Origin of the sequence: Burkholderia sp. 22313, assembly GCF_052045245.1 — a bacterium.
Classification (GTDB): domain Bacteria; phylum Pseudomonadota; class Gammaproteobacteria; order Burkholderiales; family Burkholderiaceae; genus Burkholderia.
The window spans coordinates 23,446-40,426 of record NZ_JBQEON010000002.1 but is presented as its reverse complement, the minus strand read 5'-3'; the positions used below and the strand labels follow the sequence as shown (position 1 = coordinate 40,426).

Annotated in this window: 15 protein-coding genes and 1 pseudogene; 12 read left to right on the top strand and 4 right to left on the bottom strand. The window is 62.7% G+C overall.

The window, feature by feature from the left end:
• Nucleotides 1-94: 94 nt before the first annotated feature.
• Nucleotides 95-388 (top strand): antibiotic biosynthesis monooxygenase family protein, encoded by a 294-nt coding sequence (locus ACTJKF_RS01910; RefSeq protein WP_440621862.1) that lies wholly within the window; start codon nt 95-97, stop codon nt 386-388.
• A 116-nt stretch (nt 389-504) separates the two neighbouring features.
• Nucleotides 505-1,239: an ABC transporter substrate-binding protein gene (locus ACTJKF_RS01905; RefSeq protein WP_440621861.1), complete on the top strand. Its 735-nt coding sequence runs from the start codon at nt 505-507 to the stop codon at nt 1,237-1,239.
• Between the two features lie 90 nt (nt 1,240-1,329).
• On the opposite strand, the gene ACTJKF_RS01900 is transcribed toward ACTJKF_RS01905, so the two are convergent.
• Nucleotides 1,330-2,376 carry an AraC family transcriptional regulator gene (locus ACTJKF_RS01900; RefSeq protein WP_440621860.1) on the bottom strand — a complete coding sequence of 349 codons (1,047 nt, stop codon included), beginning with the start codon at nt 2,374-2,376 and terminating at the stop codon, nt 1,330-1,332.
• Nucleotides 2,377-2,448: 72 nt separating this feature from the next.
• Between ACTJKF_RS01900 and ACTJKF_RS01895 the strand changes: the two genes are divergently transcribed.
• The 6 genes and pseudogenes from ACTJKF_RS01895 (at nt 2,449) to ACTJKF_RS01870 (ending at nt 9,140) form a co-directional block, all read left to right on the top strand.
• Nucleotides 2,449-3,285: an alpha/beta hydrolase gene (locus ACTJKF_RS01895; RefSeq protein WP_440621859.1), complete on the top strand. Its 837-nt coding sequence runs from the start codon at nt 2,449-2,451 to the stop codon at nt 3,283-3,285.
• Nucleotides 3,286-3,522: 237 nt separating this feature from the next.
• Nucleotides 3,523-3,705, top strand: a pseudogene (locus ACTJKF_RS01890) (CoA transferase); the annotation flags it as partial.
• A gap of 802 nt (nt 3,706-4,507) precedes the next feature.
• Nucleotides 4,508-6,532, top strand: coding sequence for a hypothetical protein (locus ACTJKF_RS01885; protein WP_440621858.1), 2,025 nt, complete (start codon nt 4,508-4,510; stop codon nt 6,530-6,532).
• Between the two features lie 36 nt (nt 6,533-6,568).
• Nucleotides 6,569-8,143 (top strand): NAD(P)/FAD-dependent oxidoreductase, encoded by a 1,575-nt coding sequence (locus ACTJKF_RS01880; RefSeq protein WP_440621857.1) that lies wholly within the window; start codon nt 6,569-6,571, stop codon nt 8,141-8,143.
• Nucleotides 8,140-8,592: a GtrA family protein gene (locus ACTJKF_RS01875; protein ID WP_440621856.1), complete on the top strand. Its 453-nt coding sequence runs from the start codon at nt 8,140-8,142 to the stop codon at nt 8,590-8,592. The genes ACTJKF_RS01880 and ACTJKF_RS01875 overlap by 4 nt, the downstream gene beginning before the upstream one ends.
• A 239-nt stretch (nt 8,593-8,831) precedes the next feature.
• Nucleotides 8,832-9,140, top strand: a complete 309-nt coding sequence (locus ACTJKF_RS01870; protein ID WP_440621855.1) for a hypothetical protein — start codon at nt 8,832-8,834, stop codon at nt 9,138-9,140.
• 95 nt (nt 9,141-9,235) lie between these two features.
• On the opposite strand, the gene ACTJKF_RS01865 is transcribed toward ACTJKF_RS01870, so the two are convergent.
• A complete protein-coding gene (locus ACTJKF_RS01865; protein WP_440621854.1) occupies nt 9,236-10,030 on the bottom strand; it encodes a hypothetical protein in 795 nt (264 codons plus the stop codon).
• 347 nt (nt 10,031-10,377) lie between these two features.
• On the opposite strand from ACTJKF_RS01865, the gene ACTJKF_RS01860 reads away from it, so the two are divergent.
• From ACTJKF_RS01860 to ACTJKF_RS01850, 3 genes are all read left to right on the top strand, one after another.
• Nucleotides 10,378-12,552 (top strand): hypothetical protein, encoded by a 2,175-nt coding sequence (locus ACTJKF_RS01860; RefSeq protein WP_440621853.1) that lies wholly within the window; start codon nt 10,378-10,380, stop codon nt 12,550-12,552.
• Nucleotides 12,553-12,667: 115 nt separating this feature from the next.
• Nucleotides 12,668-13,045 carry a hypothetical protein gene (locus tag ACTJKF_RS01855; protein WP_440621852.1) on the top strand — a complete coding sequence of 126 codons (378 nt, stop codon included), beginning with the start codon at nt 12,668-12,670 and terminating at the stop codon, nt 13,043-13,045.
• A 58-nt stretch (nt 13,046-13,103) separates the two neighbouring features.
• The gene (locus ACTJKF_RS01850; RefSeq protein WP_440621851.1) at nt 13,104-13,343 is read left to right on the top strand and encodes a hypothetical protein; all 240 of its coding nucleotides are present in this window, start codon (nt 13,104-13,106) and stop codon (nt 13,341-13,343) included.
• A 399-nt stretch (nt 13,344-13,742) separates the two neighbouring features.
• Here ACTJKF_RS01850 and ACTJKF_RS01845 read toward each other — a convergent pair whose 3' ends face one another.
• Together ACTJKF_RS01845 and ACTJKF_RS01840 are read right to left on the bottom strand one after the other, a co-directional pair.
• Nucleotides 13,743-13,874 (bottom strand): MFS transporter small subunit, encoded by a 132-nt coding sequence (locus ACTJKF_RS01845; protein WP_440621850.1) that lies wholly within the window; start codon nt 13,872-13,874, stop codon nt 13,743-13,745.
• A 19-nt stretch (nt 13,875-13,893) separates the two neighbouring features.
• Complete coding sequence (locus ACTJKF_RS01840; RefSeq protein WP_440621849.1) at nt 13,894-15,297, bottom strand: L-lactate MFS transporter; 1,404 nt, start codon at nt 15,295-15,297, stop codon at nt 13,894-13,896.
• Nucleotides 15,298-16,082: 785 nt separating this feature from the next.
• Here ACTJKF_RS01840 and dapA point away from each other — a divergent pair.
• Nucleotides 16,083-16,979: a 4-hydroxy-tetrahydrodipicolinate synthase gene (gene dapA, locus ACTJKF_RS01835; protein ID WP_440621848.1), complete on the top strand. Its 897-nt coding sequence runs from the start codon at nt 16,083-16,085 to the stop codon at nt 16,977-16,979.
• Nucleotides 16,980-16,981 lie beyond the last annotated feature (2 nt).

Here is a 16,981-nt window from a genome sequence, read left to right as displayed (position 1 = left end):
CGCACGGCCACTGCGATCCCGACTTCCGGTATCGTTGTGGGAGACGCGCATCAACGCGCGCGCCGCTCTGCATCATTCAACCGTTGGAGCTTTCATGATTCTGGAATTGGCATCGCTCGAAATCGATCCGTCGCAGGCCGAGCCGTTCGAGGCCGCGGTCCGCCAGGCACTCCCGCTGTTCGCCCGTGCGCGCGGCTGCGGCGGCGCCGAACTGCACCGCGTGATCGAGCGCAGCGGCGGTTACCTGCTCGTCGTCAAGTGGGACACCCTCGACGATCACATGGTGCATTTCCGGGAGTCGGACGATTTCCAGGCGTGGCGGCAGCTGGCCGGGCCGTTCTTCAAGAGCCCGCCGCACGTCGTGCATACGGAAGTCGCGGTGAAGTAATCGTCACGGCAACCGCCATAACCCACGGCCCGATGTCGCGACGCACATGCGCTCGCGCTGCCGCACGCAACCTTGCGCCGTGAACACCGGCGCCGCCGACCACCACGAGCCCCGTCATGACCCTCGACCCTTCCGTCCTCGCCGCGTTCACCCCGACCGGCAAGCTGCGCTCGTCGATCAATCTCGGCAACCCGATCCTCGCGAACCGCGACCCGGCCACCGGCGAGCCGTTCGGCGTGTCGATCGACCTCGCGCGCGCGTTCGCCGAGCGGCTGTCGGCCGAGCTCGAGCTCGTCGTGTTCGACACCGCCGGCAAGTCGGTGCAGGCACTGACCGACGAGCGTGCCGATTTCGGCTTCTTCGCGGTCGATCCGCTGCGCGGCGAGACGGTCGCGTTCACCGAGCCCTACGTGCTGATCGAAGGCTTCTATCTGGTACGCGACGATTCGCCGATCCGAAGCAACGCGGACGTCGACCAGCCGCACAACCGCGTAGCCGTCGGCAAAGGCAGCGCGTACGACCTGTACCTCACGCGCGAGCTGAAAGCCGCGCAGATCGTGCGTGCGCCGACGTCGCCGGCCGTCGTGCCGACGTTCGTCGAACAGCAGCTCGAAGTTGCCGCCGGCGTGAAGCAGCAGCTCGAAGCCGATGCGGCCAAGACGCCAGGGCTGCGCCTGCTCGACGAGCGCTTCATGGTGATCCGCCAGGCGATGGGCGTGCCGAAGAGCCGCGGCGAAGCGGCCGCCGCGTTGCTCCGCCGGTTCGTCGAAGAGATGAAGGCGTCGGGCTTCGTCGCCGATGCGCTGAAGCGCCATCGCATCGCGGGCGCGTCGGTCGCGCCCCTCGCTTGATCGGGATCGGAATCGGCCACCCGCTGACGCAACTGCCGCGCCGGTGCCACGCCCGACCTCGGCATCGCGCACCGCCGCCCGCGCGCCAGCCTACTCGGTATTGGCGCGCCGCCACTGCATCGGCGACATCTCGTACCGGCCGCGAAACGCGCGGCTGAACGCCGCCTCGGACGTATAGCCGACGCGGTTCGCGATATCCGATACCGGCGCGCGGCTGTAGCGCAACAGCTCGGCCGCCCGATCCAGGCGCCAGGTCGTCAGATAGCCGAGCGGCGCCTGGCCGACGACACGCTGGAATCGATCCGCGAACGCCGAGCGCGACAGGTTCGACAGCTCGGCGAGATCGTTGACGGTCCATGCGCGGCCGGGATCCGCGTGAATGGCCGACATCGCCGGATTGATCCGGCCGTCGATCGCGCCGGACAGCCAGCCGTGACCCGTCGCCCCCTCGGTCGCCCAGGTGCGCAGCAGCTGGACGAAGATGACGTCCAGCAACCGCGAGATCATCGCGGCGGCACCGGCGCGCGGGCTCAACGCTTCGTCGAGTATGAAATGGCAGCTCAGCTCCAGCCACTCGAACGGCCGTTCCCGCAAGCCCTTCAGCACCAGCACCGGCGGCAGCACCGACAGCAGGCGCTGCGACAGCACGCCGTCGAAGCCGAAATCGCCGCACAGCCACGTGGTGTCGCCGCTCCCGATCGTCAGGCGTTCGCGGTCGTAGTACTGTGGCGCGAGCTCCGTGACGAGCCGGGCGGAACGTCCCGGCCGGTCGGCGATGACATGGCCGTGGCCATGCATCAGCATGACCAGGTCGCCCTGCGACGCCTGATAGCGTTCGTCGAGCCCCTCCACCTCGATCGTCACGCTGCCGCTGCGGATGATGTGCAGCCGGTACTTCCCGGCAGGAAACCGCAACCCGAAAGGCGCCGAGGCGGCGCAGGTGAAGACCGTGTTGCCGCGGATGCGGATCAGCTCCAGCACGTCGGAAAAAGCATCGCGCCGGAACGCGAACGGATCTGCGCCATCGTCCAGCCCGGCCGGCGTCTCAGCAAAGAATTCCGGTTTTTCAGCCATGTCGCGTACTCGGATGGTCTTTAAGATGGACACATCATTCACGCCGGGCGGTGCCGATGTCAAAGGGATTCGACGCGGCACACGGCACACGCGCCGACGTGACCGGCGTCATCCAGCGACCACAGGAGCAGCCACATGAATCCGGAAACGCGCACCGACACCGTTGTACTCATTCACGGCCTGTGGATGACGCCGCTGTCGTGGGAGCATTGGGTCGCCCGTTACGCGCAGCGCGGCATGCGGGTCATCACGCCGGGCTATCCGGGCATCGAGCCGGGCACGGCCGGGGTCGAGGCCCTGCGCCGCGATCCGTCGCCGCTCGTGAACCTGGGCGCGCGCGAGATCTTCGAGCACCTGGCCGCGACGATCGCCGCACTCGACACGAAGCCGATCATCATGGGGCATTCGTTCGGCGGCGCGTTCGTGCAGCTCCTGCTCGACGCCGGCTTCGGCTCGGCCGGCGTCTCCATCGACGGTGCGGCGGTGAAGGGGGTCTGGGCGCTGCCATTCAGCGAGATCAAGGCGACCTTCCCGGTCCTGCGCAATCCGGCCAACCTGCATCGCGCCGTGCCGATCACCGAGACGGAATTCCACTATGCGTTCACGAACAACCTGAGCCTCGCGGAATCGAAGCCGGTCTATGACCGCTACGCCGTGCCCGTGTCGGGGCGGATCCTGTTCCAGGGCGGATTCGCGAACGTGACGCCGAATGCGGCGACGACCTACAACTTCGCGAACGACCAGCGCGCACCGCTCCTTTTCATCGCCGGCGGCAACGACCACATCCTGCCACCGGCCGTGCAGCGCGAGAACTACGAGAAGAACGCGAAGCGCTCGCGGGCGATTTCGGCCTACCGGCTGTTCCCCGGCCGCAGCCACTACACCTGTGGCGAGCAAGGCTGGGAGGCGGTCGCCGACTTCGCGCTCGACTGGGCGCTGGCGCCGGTGGCGGGCGATCTCGGCGATCGTTGAGCCGTTTCGGTCCCGATCGGCCGCGGCGGTCGAACGCGGCGATGGGCCGTCCGCGCACGGGCTCGCGGATTGAGTCCGCCGAGCCCACCGAACCCGTGTACGTTCCACGCTACAACAGCGACGAATCGTCCGCGCGCAACGTGATGCCCGTCCATGTTCCGCTCGCGGCCAGTTCCGCGATCCGCTCGACGATCGTTTCCCGCACGGCCAGCGCGGCGGCATTGACGGGTGAGGTGCTGGACCAGCACAGGCTCGCCCGCCGGCGAGATCCCTGCCCTGTTGCCGCACGGGGTCGCGCCAAGCGACGATCCGCGCATGGATCCGGTGCCGTCGCTCGGCCAGCATACCGATGCCGTGCTGCGCGAGCTCGGCTATGCCGACGATCAGATTCACACGTTGCACGCATCCGGCGCGGTTTGATCGGGCCCGCTCCGCGCCGGCCGTCCTGCCGCAACGTTTCAGATCTGCAACCTAATGCGCTTTCCGGCCGTCTGGCCGCCACCCAACCGCACGCGCCGCGACCCGACAGCTGATTCTCGCCACACGGGCCGCCGGCGCCGGCTGGTGGCCTGCCCCGATACCGGCGCCTCCCTCGTACCGGACGGTCTCCCCCCATCGCACTCGCCTGCGACTGATTCGGAATTGAAACCGATCGGCAAGGGTCGGCGGCCGGCGTTCGGCAACGCCGCGATGGACGCATGTCCCCGACGGGCGTGGCACGCTCCGTGCATTCACGCCAAAGGCGCTGGATCAGCCGTCCCGGCGCTTGACCCAATATTTCGATAAAGTCCGCGTCCGACGCACCGGTATAGGCACTTCTGGGTGCAGGACGCATCGGGGGACACAATGAAAACCAATATCTCGATCGCGGCGTCGTCGGATGAGCCGCGGCACAGCAACGATCGCACCGAAAACAGTCCCGGGTGGATGCTGGACCTTCCAACACGCACCCGCGCGAATCAAAGACGGGGGACGCACCTGCGCACGCAGGCCCCCACCCTGCCGCCGGTCACTTGATCGGCATGCGTGTCTGCGTACCGCTGACGACGGACTGCAAGCTGAAACGCACGCCCTGAGCGCGATCCAGCATTTCATCCGAAGGCGCTCGGGCCGTCGGGATGCAGCGCGCCGCCGTCAGCGAGACCGGAACCTCACGGTCCGTTCCGCCGCATCAGGATTGCGGGCTCACGAAATGCTGTCGATATATGGCTTCCATTCAATCATGAAATGGACTGAGAAACGCCCTCGTTCGGTCTTCGCGATTGCGCTTTCGCTGGCCGTTCTGTTCTTGCTGACGCATCCGTACACGGGCATTCGGCACGATGCGATTCTGTACACCGCGCAGGCGCTCTATAACGCCCATCCGGAGAATTTTTCGCACGACCTGTTCTTCGAATATGGCTCCCAGGATCGCTGGACGATTTACGGCCGGATCTTCTCGAAGCTTATCGCGGCGTTCGGGCTCCGCACGAGCAATCTCGGGTGCCTGATCGCAACTCAGGCGCTTTGGTGGAGCGGCATGTGGCGCCTGACGAAGAAACTGCTGCCTGAACCGTGGCACTGGCTCGCGTTGTTCTTCATCGCCGGCATGCCGGCCGATTACGGCGCCGGTCTGGTCTTCTCCTACGACGAAGGCTTTCTCACCGCCCGGCTTCCCGCCGAAGCACTCGGCCTGTGGGCGATTGCGTCGCTGCTCGAACGCCGGTATCGCGTTGCCATCGCGCTGACCATCGTCGCAACTGCTGTTCATCCGCTGATCGGCGGCGCTTCGTTTGTCTTCGTCATGCTCGGCCTGATGCCGCGGATGAAGTGGTGGTGGCTATTGCCGCTCGCGCTGATGACGTTCGCCGTCGTCGAGATGCCGCCGTTCAAGGGGCTGCACCTGCATCCGTTCGACCCGGAATGGCGCTCGATCGCGCGATACAACCTGCCATTCCTGTTTCCGACCTTGTGGTCGCTTACTGCATGGAGCAAGGTGTGCTGGGCTATCGCACTTCCTGCGATGCTATGTGTACCCCGGACACGCGATCACGGCACGCTATGGTCGAATCTGACGCTGATCGGTATTGCCGGCGTCGCGCTGACCACAATCGCGGACTTGACCGGACAGGACGCGCTCTGGATACAACTTCAGCCTTGGCGTGCGCTGTGGCTGCTGACGCTGATGCAATGGCCTGCGGCCATTTTGCTCGTGCGACGCGAATGCCACACTCGGCCGACCCTGATCTGGCTGCTCGCGATTTGCTGGCTGCTGCTTGACGTCGGCGGCGGGTTCATCGCGCTGACGATTGCTGCGGCGCTCCACGCGACAGCCCGTCAGCCGGCGCCCGCCGCTCCGCGGACGCGGCTTCGCGATCTCGCCGCGCCGCTTCGCTATACGTGGATCGGAACGGCGCTCGGTGCCGCGGTAGTCTGGATCGTCTTCCAGTGCGCCTATCAGGTCGGTCGCGCGGCATATCCGACCGGCAGCGTGAGGCTCGACATCCCCTGGCTCGAAACACTGATTCATACGCACCTGGCCGTCACGCTGGTCGCGTTGTTCGTCATCCTCAATCTGTCGCGCAAACGCATCGCGGTCGTCGGCCTGCCGGCGATATTGGCCGCATTCGCCGCATACGGAATTGTCAATATCGACCAGCGCTCGGAACCCTCCAGGATCATGGAGGCGGGCGTGGATCGCGCTGACTTCGCGCCATTCGAAGATACAGTCGCGCGCGGCGACATCGTCTACTGGGACGGTCCGGCGGACGAAATCGTTTATCCGTGGCTGATGATGAGGACATCGAGCTATTACTCGTCGGCGCAGGCGGCGGGCCTGATCTTCCACCGCCGGACGACATTCGAGGCGGTACGACGGGTCGAACTGATCAAGCAGGATCCCAATTCCGCCCGGCCGCGCGGCGACGACACCCTGGGCAAAAAATCGACCGTATTCATTTCCAAGTATGAATACGTTCCGCTGACCCGAACAGGCATCCGGCAAATCTGCGCAGACCCGGTGCTGGATTTCATCGTATCGCATCGCCACTACCCGGAGTTGGCGACCCGCCATGCGTGGTCGCCCAAACCCCAAAACACCGTCTGGCTGTACGACTGTCGCAGCATCAGAACGACTGCCGCAGTTCAGGGACCATCACCCGGGCACACGCAGCAAGCCGACAACACGAAAGCGGTGCCCGCACGACGGTCGGCTTCCGCCCAGGGCGATGTCTCACCGCCTCGCGACGCGAAGGCGCACGATGTTTGAACGGGGAAATACCCATCATCGATTCGACATGGCAGTTTGCCGTCTGGCTGGCGCGGCCGATACGACAGTAATGACCAGCGACTTGAGACTCGGGGTGACAACATGGACCAATCCGTTGACGTACTCATCATCGGCGCGGGGCCGGGCGGGCTTACCGCCGCCTATCTGCTGACCAGGCAGACCGACCTGTCGGTCGCGCTCGTCGAGAAAGACCCTCACTATGTCGGCGGCATCAGTCGCACCGAACGATTCGACGGCCACTGCTTCGACATCGGCGGACATCGCTTCTTCTCCAAGTCCCCGGACGTAGTCGCACTGTGGCACGAACTGCTGCCGGACGACTTCATCGAGCGGCCGCGCAGCTCGCGCATCTTCTACCGGAACAAGTTCTACCGCTACCCGCTCGACGGAATCGAGGCCTTGCGGAATCTCGGCATCGTGGAAAGCATTCGTTGCGTGCTCTCGTACCTCGCAGCCCGCGTCAAACCTTGCCCGAACCCGAAGTCCTTTCATCAATGGGTCGCCAATCAATTCGGAGAACGACTTTTCTCGATCTTCTTCAAGACGTACACCGAAAAGGTGTGGGGCATGTCCTGCGACGAGATTTCGGCCGACTGGGCCGCTCAGCGTATCAAGGGCCTGAGCCTGTCGACCGCCATCGTCAGCGCGGTGAAGCGCTCGCTCGGCATTCGCTCGCGCAAGACCGACGTCAAGACCCTGATCGAATCTTTCCACTACCCTCGCCGCGGCCCCGGCATGTTGTGGGAAGCCGCCGCCCGAAAATTCCAGGATCAGGGCGGACGGCTGACGATGGGGCAAGCGGCCCGCGCAATGCAATACGACAGCCGCGCGCAGCGCTGGCTCGTCGAAACCGTCGGTCACGACGGACAGACGCATCGCATCACCGCGCGTGACGTCGTGTGTACCGCGCCGCTGCGCGAAACGCTTAACGCGATTTCGCCCCGTCCGTCATCCGCGGATGCCGCGTCGAGGCTTCAGTATCGAGACTTCATCACGATCGCGTTGATACTGGATCGGCCCGCCACATTCACGGACAACTGGATCTACATCCATGACCCGTCCGTCAAGGTCGGGCGCATCCAGAACTTCGCGTCGTGGTCGCCCGAGATGGTGCCCGACGCGGCGACGGGCGGCTGTCTCGGGCTCGAATACTTTTGTTTCGACGGCGATTCGATGTGGGAAAGCAGCGATGCCGACCTCGCCGAACTCGCGATCGGCGAACTCGAGAAAATCGGCCTTGCGACGCGCGACCAGGTTCGCGGATCGCGCGTCGTTCGTCAGCCGAAGGCGTATCCCGTGTACGACGACGATTATCGCGGCATCGTCGATGAGGTCCGCGCGGATCTGGCCGAGCATTATCCGACCCTGCATCTCGTCGGCCGTAACGGGATGCACAAGTACAACAATCAGGATCACGCGATGATGACCGCCATGTTGACCGTCGAGAACATCATCGTGGGGCACAAGCTTCGCGACGTGTGGGCCGTCAACGAGGACGCGGAATATCACGAAAGTGGCAGCGAACCGCAAGCCGGCGCATCGGGGTTGCGCGCGGTCCCGACCCGCGCTGTTCAGTGGGGGCGGACATGATGTTTTCCAGCTATCTGATCGTGAGCGCCCTGTCGCTCGTCGTCGACTGGTCGCTATTCCTCGCGCTGACCTCGGCCATGCACATCGATGCCGGGATATCGGCCTGGGTGGCCTACCTGATCGGCGGTGTCGTGAATTACATGCTTTCGCGCCGCTTCGTGTTCCGCTCGGTCACGATCGGCCGCAGGCGGATCGACGAAGCGCTGATGTTCGCGGCGAGCTGCGGATTCGGTTCGCTGCTGACCGGGGGCATCGTGCATGTCGCTGCAGCACCGCTCGGCAATGTTGCCGCGAAATGGATCGCGGTGATGGTCAGCTTTATCGCGCTGTATCTGGTTCGCAGGGGCGCGGTATTTCGGGCGCCTCGCGCACCTTTGCCGGCCGCTGTTCTGGCGACTGAGCGCCGGGAAGCTCGCGGGGACGCGTGTGTCGAGGCGACGGTTCGTTGAGGGTGAGCGGATGGAGTTGAAGTCGGATCCGGGACAGACTGGTTATCCGGATTCAAGGGCCGAACGGGGCGGACACGTTCCGCCGCCACGTCAGTCTTTCGAAAGAAAAAGGCGTCACGACTGAGCCTAAAGAAGTACTTCAAAAGGTCGTTATACAGCGGATTGGCACTCTATATTCCGTGCCGGCTTGATCCCCTCAGGGATCAACAGATCGCAGTCAACTTCTCGGAAAAAGAACAATGGCGACGGTACAACAAGGGAAATGCCCTTTCTGCAAACAGGTGGTTTTGCCGAAGATCGTGGAGACCGGCGTCATTCAGCGCAACAAACTCCAGTGCCCCACGGAAACTTGCGGCCAGTACATGTACAAATGCCGCACACCCGGGTGTCACGATTTCGCGAAGTGGACGGAGGTCTATGACCACGAGTTCTGCCCAGACTGCACGGAAAGCGTGAGCAACGTGGCGGGTGCAGTCGGCAAGGCAGCGCTTGCTGTCGCCGTTGCCGCCGGTGCGGCATTCGCCAAGGCGGCAGCCACCAAGAAGTAGCGTGCCCGGTTCGCACACCGGGCTCAGGCAGGAGCCAGGAGGATCGACGTGAGCTTGCTGCCCTCGAGTGCGGCAACGCTCCGTCGGCATACGCATCACGCCGAGCTTCCCCTCCCCTTGCCCGCGGCCATGCGACTTTGTGCAGCAACGAGTTGGTCATCCATAGTCGCCACCAGCCACAGACGTGCCTGCTCCTCGATCCGGCGGTTGTGGTCTTTCAACGGCCCCATCGCGGCAGCGGCCTTCCAGACCACCGGGCCGATTCGGCTTTTCCTGCCCGACGGCGCACCGACCAGCAGGCAGTAAGGTCCCAGCGGAAGCGACACGAACGGCAATGCAGGACTGACGCACACGCGCCAGTCAATGAAGGGCGCGTCGCCGATAAGCAGCGGCATGGGCAAGCCGTGGAGCACGCTGAAATCGTACAGCGCAAGTTGCTCGCGCATGCCGGCGTAAATGGGCCGGATGTCGTCGACAACCGCCGCGCGGATCTCGTCGTCGAACATCGGTTCCTGCGCGTATCGGGCAAATGCCTTTCGAGCCTCCCCTTGATATGCACTGAACAGGCCGATCTCCACGCAGTCCTGCACTGCGCGCTGCACATCCGCGGCAGAACCGGCCTCTTCCGGCTTACCCAACTGCGCAGCCCGCAAGAACCGGGCAAGTCCGGCCTCGTGAACGACAGGGCCATCCGCAGACGCATCGTAGTCAGCGCCATTGCCAAGCGGCACATAGACATATTCCTCCGCTGCGAAATGCGACTTCTTGCCTTCGTCGAACTTGATTTCGCAGTCAACGCAGTCCAGATAGCGCGTCCCGATTCGGCCATGCTCCCAAACCCAATTTTTCAGGAACGGACGGAGCGGATGCAGTCTGTCGTGATCAGTCATGGGAACCTCCCGGTTGCCCCAGTATAGGTCCAGGTTGTCGATTGCCCGGTGCCGGACATCAATCCGACGGACCGAGGCGCCGGTCAGATTGCACGCGACACACGCTCCGCAGAACCGTTTCCGGTTCGACGCGGCCATGCACGATTTCGTCAGGATGGCTTTAAGGCGACGGGTGCGATGAGCGTTGCTCCGTTAGAGAATCGTAAGCATGGTATCGGAGTGACGGACATACCTTTACATGCCGCGTTGATGTACTAATCTAAATCGAGCAACAAGGGGCAGACTTCGAATTCGACCTGAGAGCGAAATTATTAAGGAATATTTTAATATTCCAACGGGGGCCAGTCATGATTTCCAATAAAGACAACAATCCATTGAACGGGGTTTCGGTCGGATCGACGGTTGACGCGGGCACGCTGAATTTCAGCCATTCTCAGATCCACGGCGCCATCACGAAGTTGGACAAGCGCGGCCGCATAAACACGGACTTCATGAGTGGCGAGAGCAGCTTCGTCTATAAGGAAACGATGAATTCCGGCGCACTCGGACTTGGCGGATCCTATGGCGTAAGCGGGCTGATGCAAGTCTCGAGTTCCTTCGACGCCTACGTCGGCCAGAGCGCGGCGCTTAGTTCAAAATCAATCCGGACTCACTACAACTCGATCATCCAGGCGGGTGTCGAATTTGTCGATTTCGACAATCTCACGGTCACGCAGTTTCTTGCAGCATTGAGCGGCAGCGCGAGAGACGCGGCGATGAGCGCCCTGAAGCACTACAACGCAGTCATGGCCGACGCTCGCAAGCAGAACGTTTCAGTCCGCGACGTTGTATCGGGCAAGGTCAACAACCCCGAGGTGCGACGCTTGATCGACGAATGGCTGACCTCGTCCGACGAGTTCGTCCGCAGGAATGGCTTTGGAATCGTGATGGCCGTTTTCTGGGGCGCCTATGGCGCGGTAAGCCTGACAATGACATCGAAGCAGACCGCCGAAGCGTGGACATACGGCGGCTCGGGCAGCTTCTCTTATGCGGGCACTGGCAAGAGCGTGACGGTCGGCGCCGCTTATGATGGCGGCCGCAGCAACTCGGCGTCGAATGTGGAAGTGAGCTGCACCGCTTATTCGTGCGGCAGCGCGATCGAGAAGCGCATTTCGGAATGGTTCGACGCGGTCAATAAGTTGGCGCGCGATGAGCTTTGGGAAATCGACGTGATGAAGCTGCAGCCGCAGAAAGCGATTCTTCCGAGCAAGGAAATCCCAGCGTTCAGCGAGCCAAAACCTGACGAGGAAACGAAGCAGGAAGTCGACAAGCTCGATCTGAGCGCGGTCGAAACGCTCGCGCAGGAATCGGCGTTCAAGCAGGCGAGCCAGAAGAACAAGGACCTGACGTTTTCCAGGTTCGTGGAGGACAGTGGCGAGCGCGCCGACACCTCCAAGCTCAAGAACCTGATCGGCAAGATCAAGAACAATGTGATCGAAGGTTCGCCAGAAGTGAAAAATGGTGCGAGCAAACGCGCCAGGATCGCGCCGGAAGAAGCGATGGCCGCGGCGTCCACCGCAGACGCTCCCGACTCAGGCGACGAGATGACGCCCCTCGGCGTATGGATCGCGCGTTGGCCGGACCTCTTCCCGTGGCTCGCACAGGGTTACATGAACGCCATCGTCGATGATCCCGACATCGGAGAGCTGAAGCGTCGCACCTTCATCCAGGATTGCCTGACGTTGAAGAAAATTTACTATTGCGCGTCGTCATCCGGAATTACGGAGCTGCGTCGGAAGGATATCGATCAGCAGCCTGTCTCCACTCGTCAGCTTGCAGACGAGTTCGGCAACGCCGCCAGTAGCGTGCAGTCGGGTGAATCGGCCTCGCTCGGCGTGGCAGCTCAAAAGATTTACGACATCTGGAACGCCAATAGCCTGCTGCGTAACGCGGAACTCGGGCTCGGCTTGCTCTGCGTCGACCAGTCGATTCGCGTTAGCGCCAGCCATAGCGGCGACGACAAGCGCATGAGCTATCGTTTGGCACCCTGCCAGTTCGACGAGAAGCACAACAACCAGAGCGTGTTCAGCGAGTTCTTCAAGCTGCTTCCGCTCATCACGCCGGACGGTGAGATCATCGCATTCGGGCCGGCGGCGGGTGGTCTCAGCTCGATTTATGCCAACGACAGTGCCGTCTTCAGCGCCTCGTCGGACGGTGCGCGTTACATGAAGTTCCTGCCCGACGGACAGCATGGGCTGTTGAAAAACGATGACGCCCGCGTGCGCCTCTACCCGATCCGCTTCGCAGCCGCCAACGGCACGGATTGGCTCGGCCAGTCGGTCTCCACCGGGATTTCATGTGACCAGCATTTGGTGCCGAATCTGACCGCGCTCGACGAACAGCTCCGCAAGCTCAACGCATGGTCGTTCAGCAGCGACGCATGGAAGGATGGCCAGTGGGAGCCGGACACGCACTACGCAATGAACAAAATCCCGAAGCAGTATATCGGCATCGCCGACGCGCCGGCCAACATCTTCAAGTAAAGCAGGAGCATTACCCGCAACGTCGCGGGCATCGCCCGCTCGCTGCCGTTGTCACGTCCTGACCCGGCGATAGACCCGCTGTTGCCATCGGCCCCTTCTTTTGCGAGAGACCATCATGGGCAGAAACGCCACCATCAAGATCACGAACAATACGAGTCATCAACTGCAGCTCGGTGACGTTAAAGTCGAGCACGGCAAGTTCAACGCCGATCCACCAAAGACGATCGACAGCCAGGGCCAATGGGAAGTCGGCAATCACACCGGCGCGAAGATCGGCCCGAAAGGTCAGCTCGAATACAAGCTGATGAAGCCGGACCACACCAGCGTGATCTGTACCATCACGTTTACCTGGAATCACCCGTTCAGCAGTGCAGACAGCGCGTACGGCGCCACTGCCGACAAGCCTGGCATCGTGGTGCTCACGCCCGACAAGAACCGCTACACCGGCCACGACCAAACCGTGGTCTGGACGATCGGCCTGATCTCCCAGTAATCGCGCGCCTCTGCAGCCATCCAGACCCCGTTGCTCCATCTTCAACAGGAGAAACTTCATGAAAAGTTCCGCCATGTTCCTCGTACCGGCGCTCGTTGCAGGTTTCGTATTCAGCGGGCCGGCTCAGGCCGCGGACAAGAAGTTCTGCTACATCCATCACAATTGCCCCGACGACGGGAAGATGCCGAGTGTCAAAAACCCGGCATTATTCACCAAACGCCAATGCGCCAATCAGCCAAAAGGCAAAAGCTGGGGTGACGGGCCGGCGGGAAAGGCCGTTTGCGAGAACGTAAATTAACCCGATAAACATGGCATACCTAACTTCTCCGCAATCCATGCGCTTCACAATTTCAACCAGGTGAATCCCGCCGACGCCCGGTCGAACATGGGCTGTCTGCTCGATGGTTGTCAACAACGCGTCGACCAGATCATGTTGACCGGGAACCGGCGCCGCCAACCGCGGCGTTGCGTTTCCCCGCCTGGAGCCGACTCGCCGAAGCAATCGACTGATGGCTCGATGGCAAGCCCGAATGGCGTCCGTCTCTGCCGACAATAGCTTGCGACGCGGATCGGTTTGCATCAACCACAGTCTGTCGTTCTACCTGGATCGCGAAGCGGTCATGAAAGAGCATGCGGCGTCTCCCTACCGACGATGCGCCAATACCGATGAGGCACCGCCGCCCTGGCACACACCCCCTCACCCAAACAACTTCATCGCCGTCGCCAGCGTATTGACGACACCCCAAGCCAGCGGAACCAGCACATACAACCAAAACACCGCCAGCACCGCCTTGTTGGTCGGGCGAACCGAAGCAACCATTTCGTTCATTTCTCGCATCTCCAGAAATTTACTTGCCCGCATCGAGCTGCGCATCGCTCATGTGATGTCGCTCGTCCACCCGCTTGACGAACAGGTTGCAGACGAAGCCAACCACAAGCAGCGACGCCATGATGTGAACCGTCATCGTGTATGCATCGGCCTTCACGACGCCGTGTGCAACTTCGTACGCACGGATGTAATTGACGAGCACCGGCCCCGCGATACCCGCCGCGGCCCAGGCAGTCAGCAACCGCCCATGAATCCCGCCGACATACGCAGTCCCGAACATGTCCGCGAGATAAGCGGGCACCGTCGAAAACCCGCCGCCATACATCGACAGGATCAGGCAGAACGTCAACACGAACAACGCGATCTGCCCGGCTGAAGCAAACAGCGGCGCACAGAAGTACAGCACCGCACCCAACACGAAGAAGATGAAGTAGGTATTCTTCCGCCCCACCCAGTCCGACGCCGACGCCCATACGAAGCGCCCACCCATGTTGAACAGCGACAGCAACCCGACGAAACCGGCCGCGGCCGCCGCACTCACGGCACCCTTGAAGCTCTCCTGGATCATCACCGACGCCTGCCCGATGATGCCGATCCCGGCCGTCACGTTCAGAAACAGCACGAGCCAGATCAAATAGAACTGCGGCGTCTTAAGCGCCTGGTCGATGTGCACGTGATTCGACGTGATCATCTTGTGCTTCGTTACCGCCGGCGGCGTCCACCCTGCCGGTTTCCAGCCGGCCGGCGGCACGCGGATCGCGAGCGCGCCGATCGACATCGAGATGAAGTACGCAACGCCCAGCACGATGAACGTCTCGGCAACGCCGACACTCGTCGCGCTCTTGAAATGATTCATCAGCGCGACGGACAGCGGCGCGGCGATCATCGCGCCGCCGCCGAAGCCCATGATCGCCATCCCGGTCGCCATCCCGCGCCGGTCCGGGAACCAGCGGATGAGCGTCGATACCGGCGACACATAGCCAAGCCCGAGCCCGATGCCGCCGACCACGCCGTAGCCGACGTACAGCAACACGATCTGGTGGAGCTTCACGCCGAGCGCGGAAATCAGGAAGCCGCCGCCGAAGCAGCATGCGGCCGTGAACATCGTGCGACGCGGCCCGACGCGTTCGAGCCACTTGCCGGCGAACGCGGCGGACAAGCCGAGGAAGAAGATCGCGAGCGAGAAGATCCAGCCGAGTGTCGTGAGCGACCAGTCCCCAGGCGCGGATTCGGTGATGCCGAGCACTTTCGTGAGCGGGCCGTTGAATACCGAGAACGCATACGCCTGGCCGATGCACAAATGCACCGCCAGCGCGGCGGGCGGCACCATCCACCGCGAAAAGCCCGGTTGCGCGATGGTGGCTTCCTTCGAAAAGAAAGGCGCGGCGCCTGCACGGGCGCCGGGATCGATAACGCTGCTCATCAGTGGTGTCTCCGTTGGGGATCGTTGCGATCCGTTTTGTCTGTCGTCGCTTCGACCGGGCGCTGTCGTCGCCTGGCTGACGGGTGTCGTCCCATATGCAACTCAGGATCATATGGAACGGCCCGTCAGGGTCGATTCGCTGGCCGCTTTGGTATCGGCTTTGAGGAAATTAGTTCATGAGCACCGCATGTTCAATATGCTATTTTTTATCCTATTCAGGACGACGTAGCGACGACGTCGATCGAGATTGGCGCGAGAGCCCGCGCCGGCCGGCCCGATGATCCGACTACCGTGCGAGCGTACAGGATGAAAAAAACCGCATCGCGCAGTCGTTACCGATTCATCCCTCTAAATCCCCGGCCCGAAGCTCGCTCGCCACCCATCGCCCCGTCGCACCGGCACCCGCCGCTCCGCGCTGCCACCCTCGCTGGCGCACTGGCCCCGCGCGATTTCATCGACGCGCGGCGCATGCCGCCGAAACTGACCCATTCGATCATTCCAGAGCACTGACTGATCAAAAAATGATCGATACGCGCATCGACCTAGGGTTTTCATTGACTGATTCAGTCACGATATCGACTAGAATGCACACATCGCTCAACAAAATTGATCGAAACGAGCAAACAACCCGAAGTAGCCTTCGGCGCGCGTTTCCTCATACGAGTTGCACGGCGTGACGTACATGGCGGCGCCGTCCTGACCGCCAGCGCGCAGCCTTCGCTGATATCGACCCAACCCATGGACACGGCGCTTCCGCCCGCCGTCCCATCCCCGATGGAGCAAGCATGTCAATGTCGTTCAAAGGAATCGTTCCCGCGCTGATCACGCCGATGACGGCGGACGAGAACGTCGATGAAGACGGCCTGCGCGCGCTGGTCGACCGGCTGATCGAGTCAGGCGTGCACGGGCTGTTCGTGCTCGGCACCAATGGCGAATTCATCGCGCTGAACGAAGAAGAGAAACTGCGCATCGCCCGCATCGCGGTCAGCCAGTCCCGTTCGCGCGTGCCCGTCATCGCGGGCACCGGCGCCTATGCGACGCGTGACGTGATTGATTTGAACCGGAAGATGAGCGAGGTCGGCGTGGACGCCGTATCGGTCATCACGCCGTATTTCAACGGCGCGACGCAACCGGAGCTCTACACGCACTACAAGAAGATCGCCGACGCAACGCCGCTTCCCGTCATGCTCTACACGATTCCCGCGAAAGCGGGCATCACGCTGACGGTCGATACCGTGCGCCGCCTTTCCGAGATTCCGAACATCCGCGGCATCAAGGACAGCGGCGGCGACTTCGATCGCCTGCTGCAACTGATCAACCTGCGGCGCGACGACTTCGCCGTCTTCACCGGCACCGACTCGATGATTCTGTGGACGCTGATCGCCGGCGGCGACGGCGCGGTTGCCGCGACGACCAATGCCGTCCCGCATGTCGTGATGTCGATCTGGAACAAGTTCCAGGCAGGCGATATCGCCGGCGCACGCGCCGCACAGGAATCGCTGCGTCCGCTACGCGATGCGTTCGCGCTCGGCACGATGCCCGTCGTGCTTAAAACGGCCGCGCAGATGCTCGGGATGCCTGCCGGCCCCGCGCGGTCTCCCGCGCAACCGCTTGACGACAACGCCCGCGAGCGCCTGGCGCGGGCGCTCTCCCTCTACCGCGACGCCGCGCGCGATCACTGAAA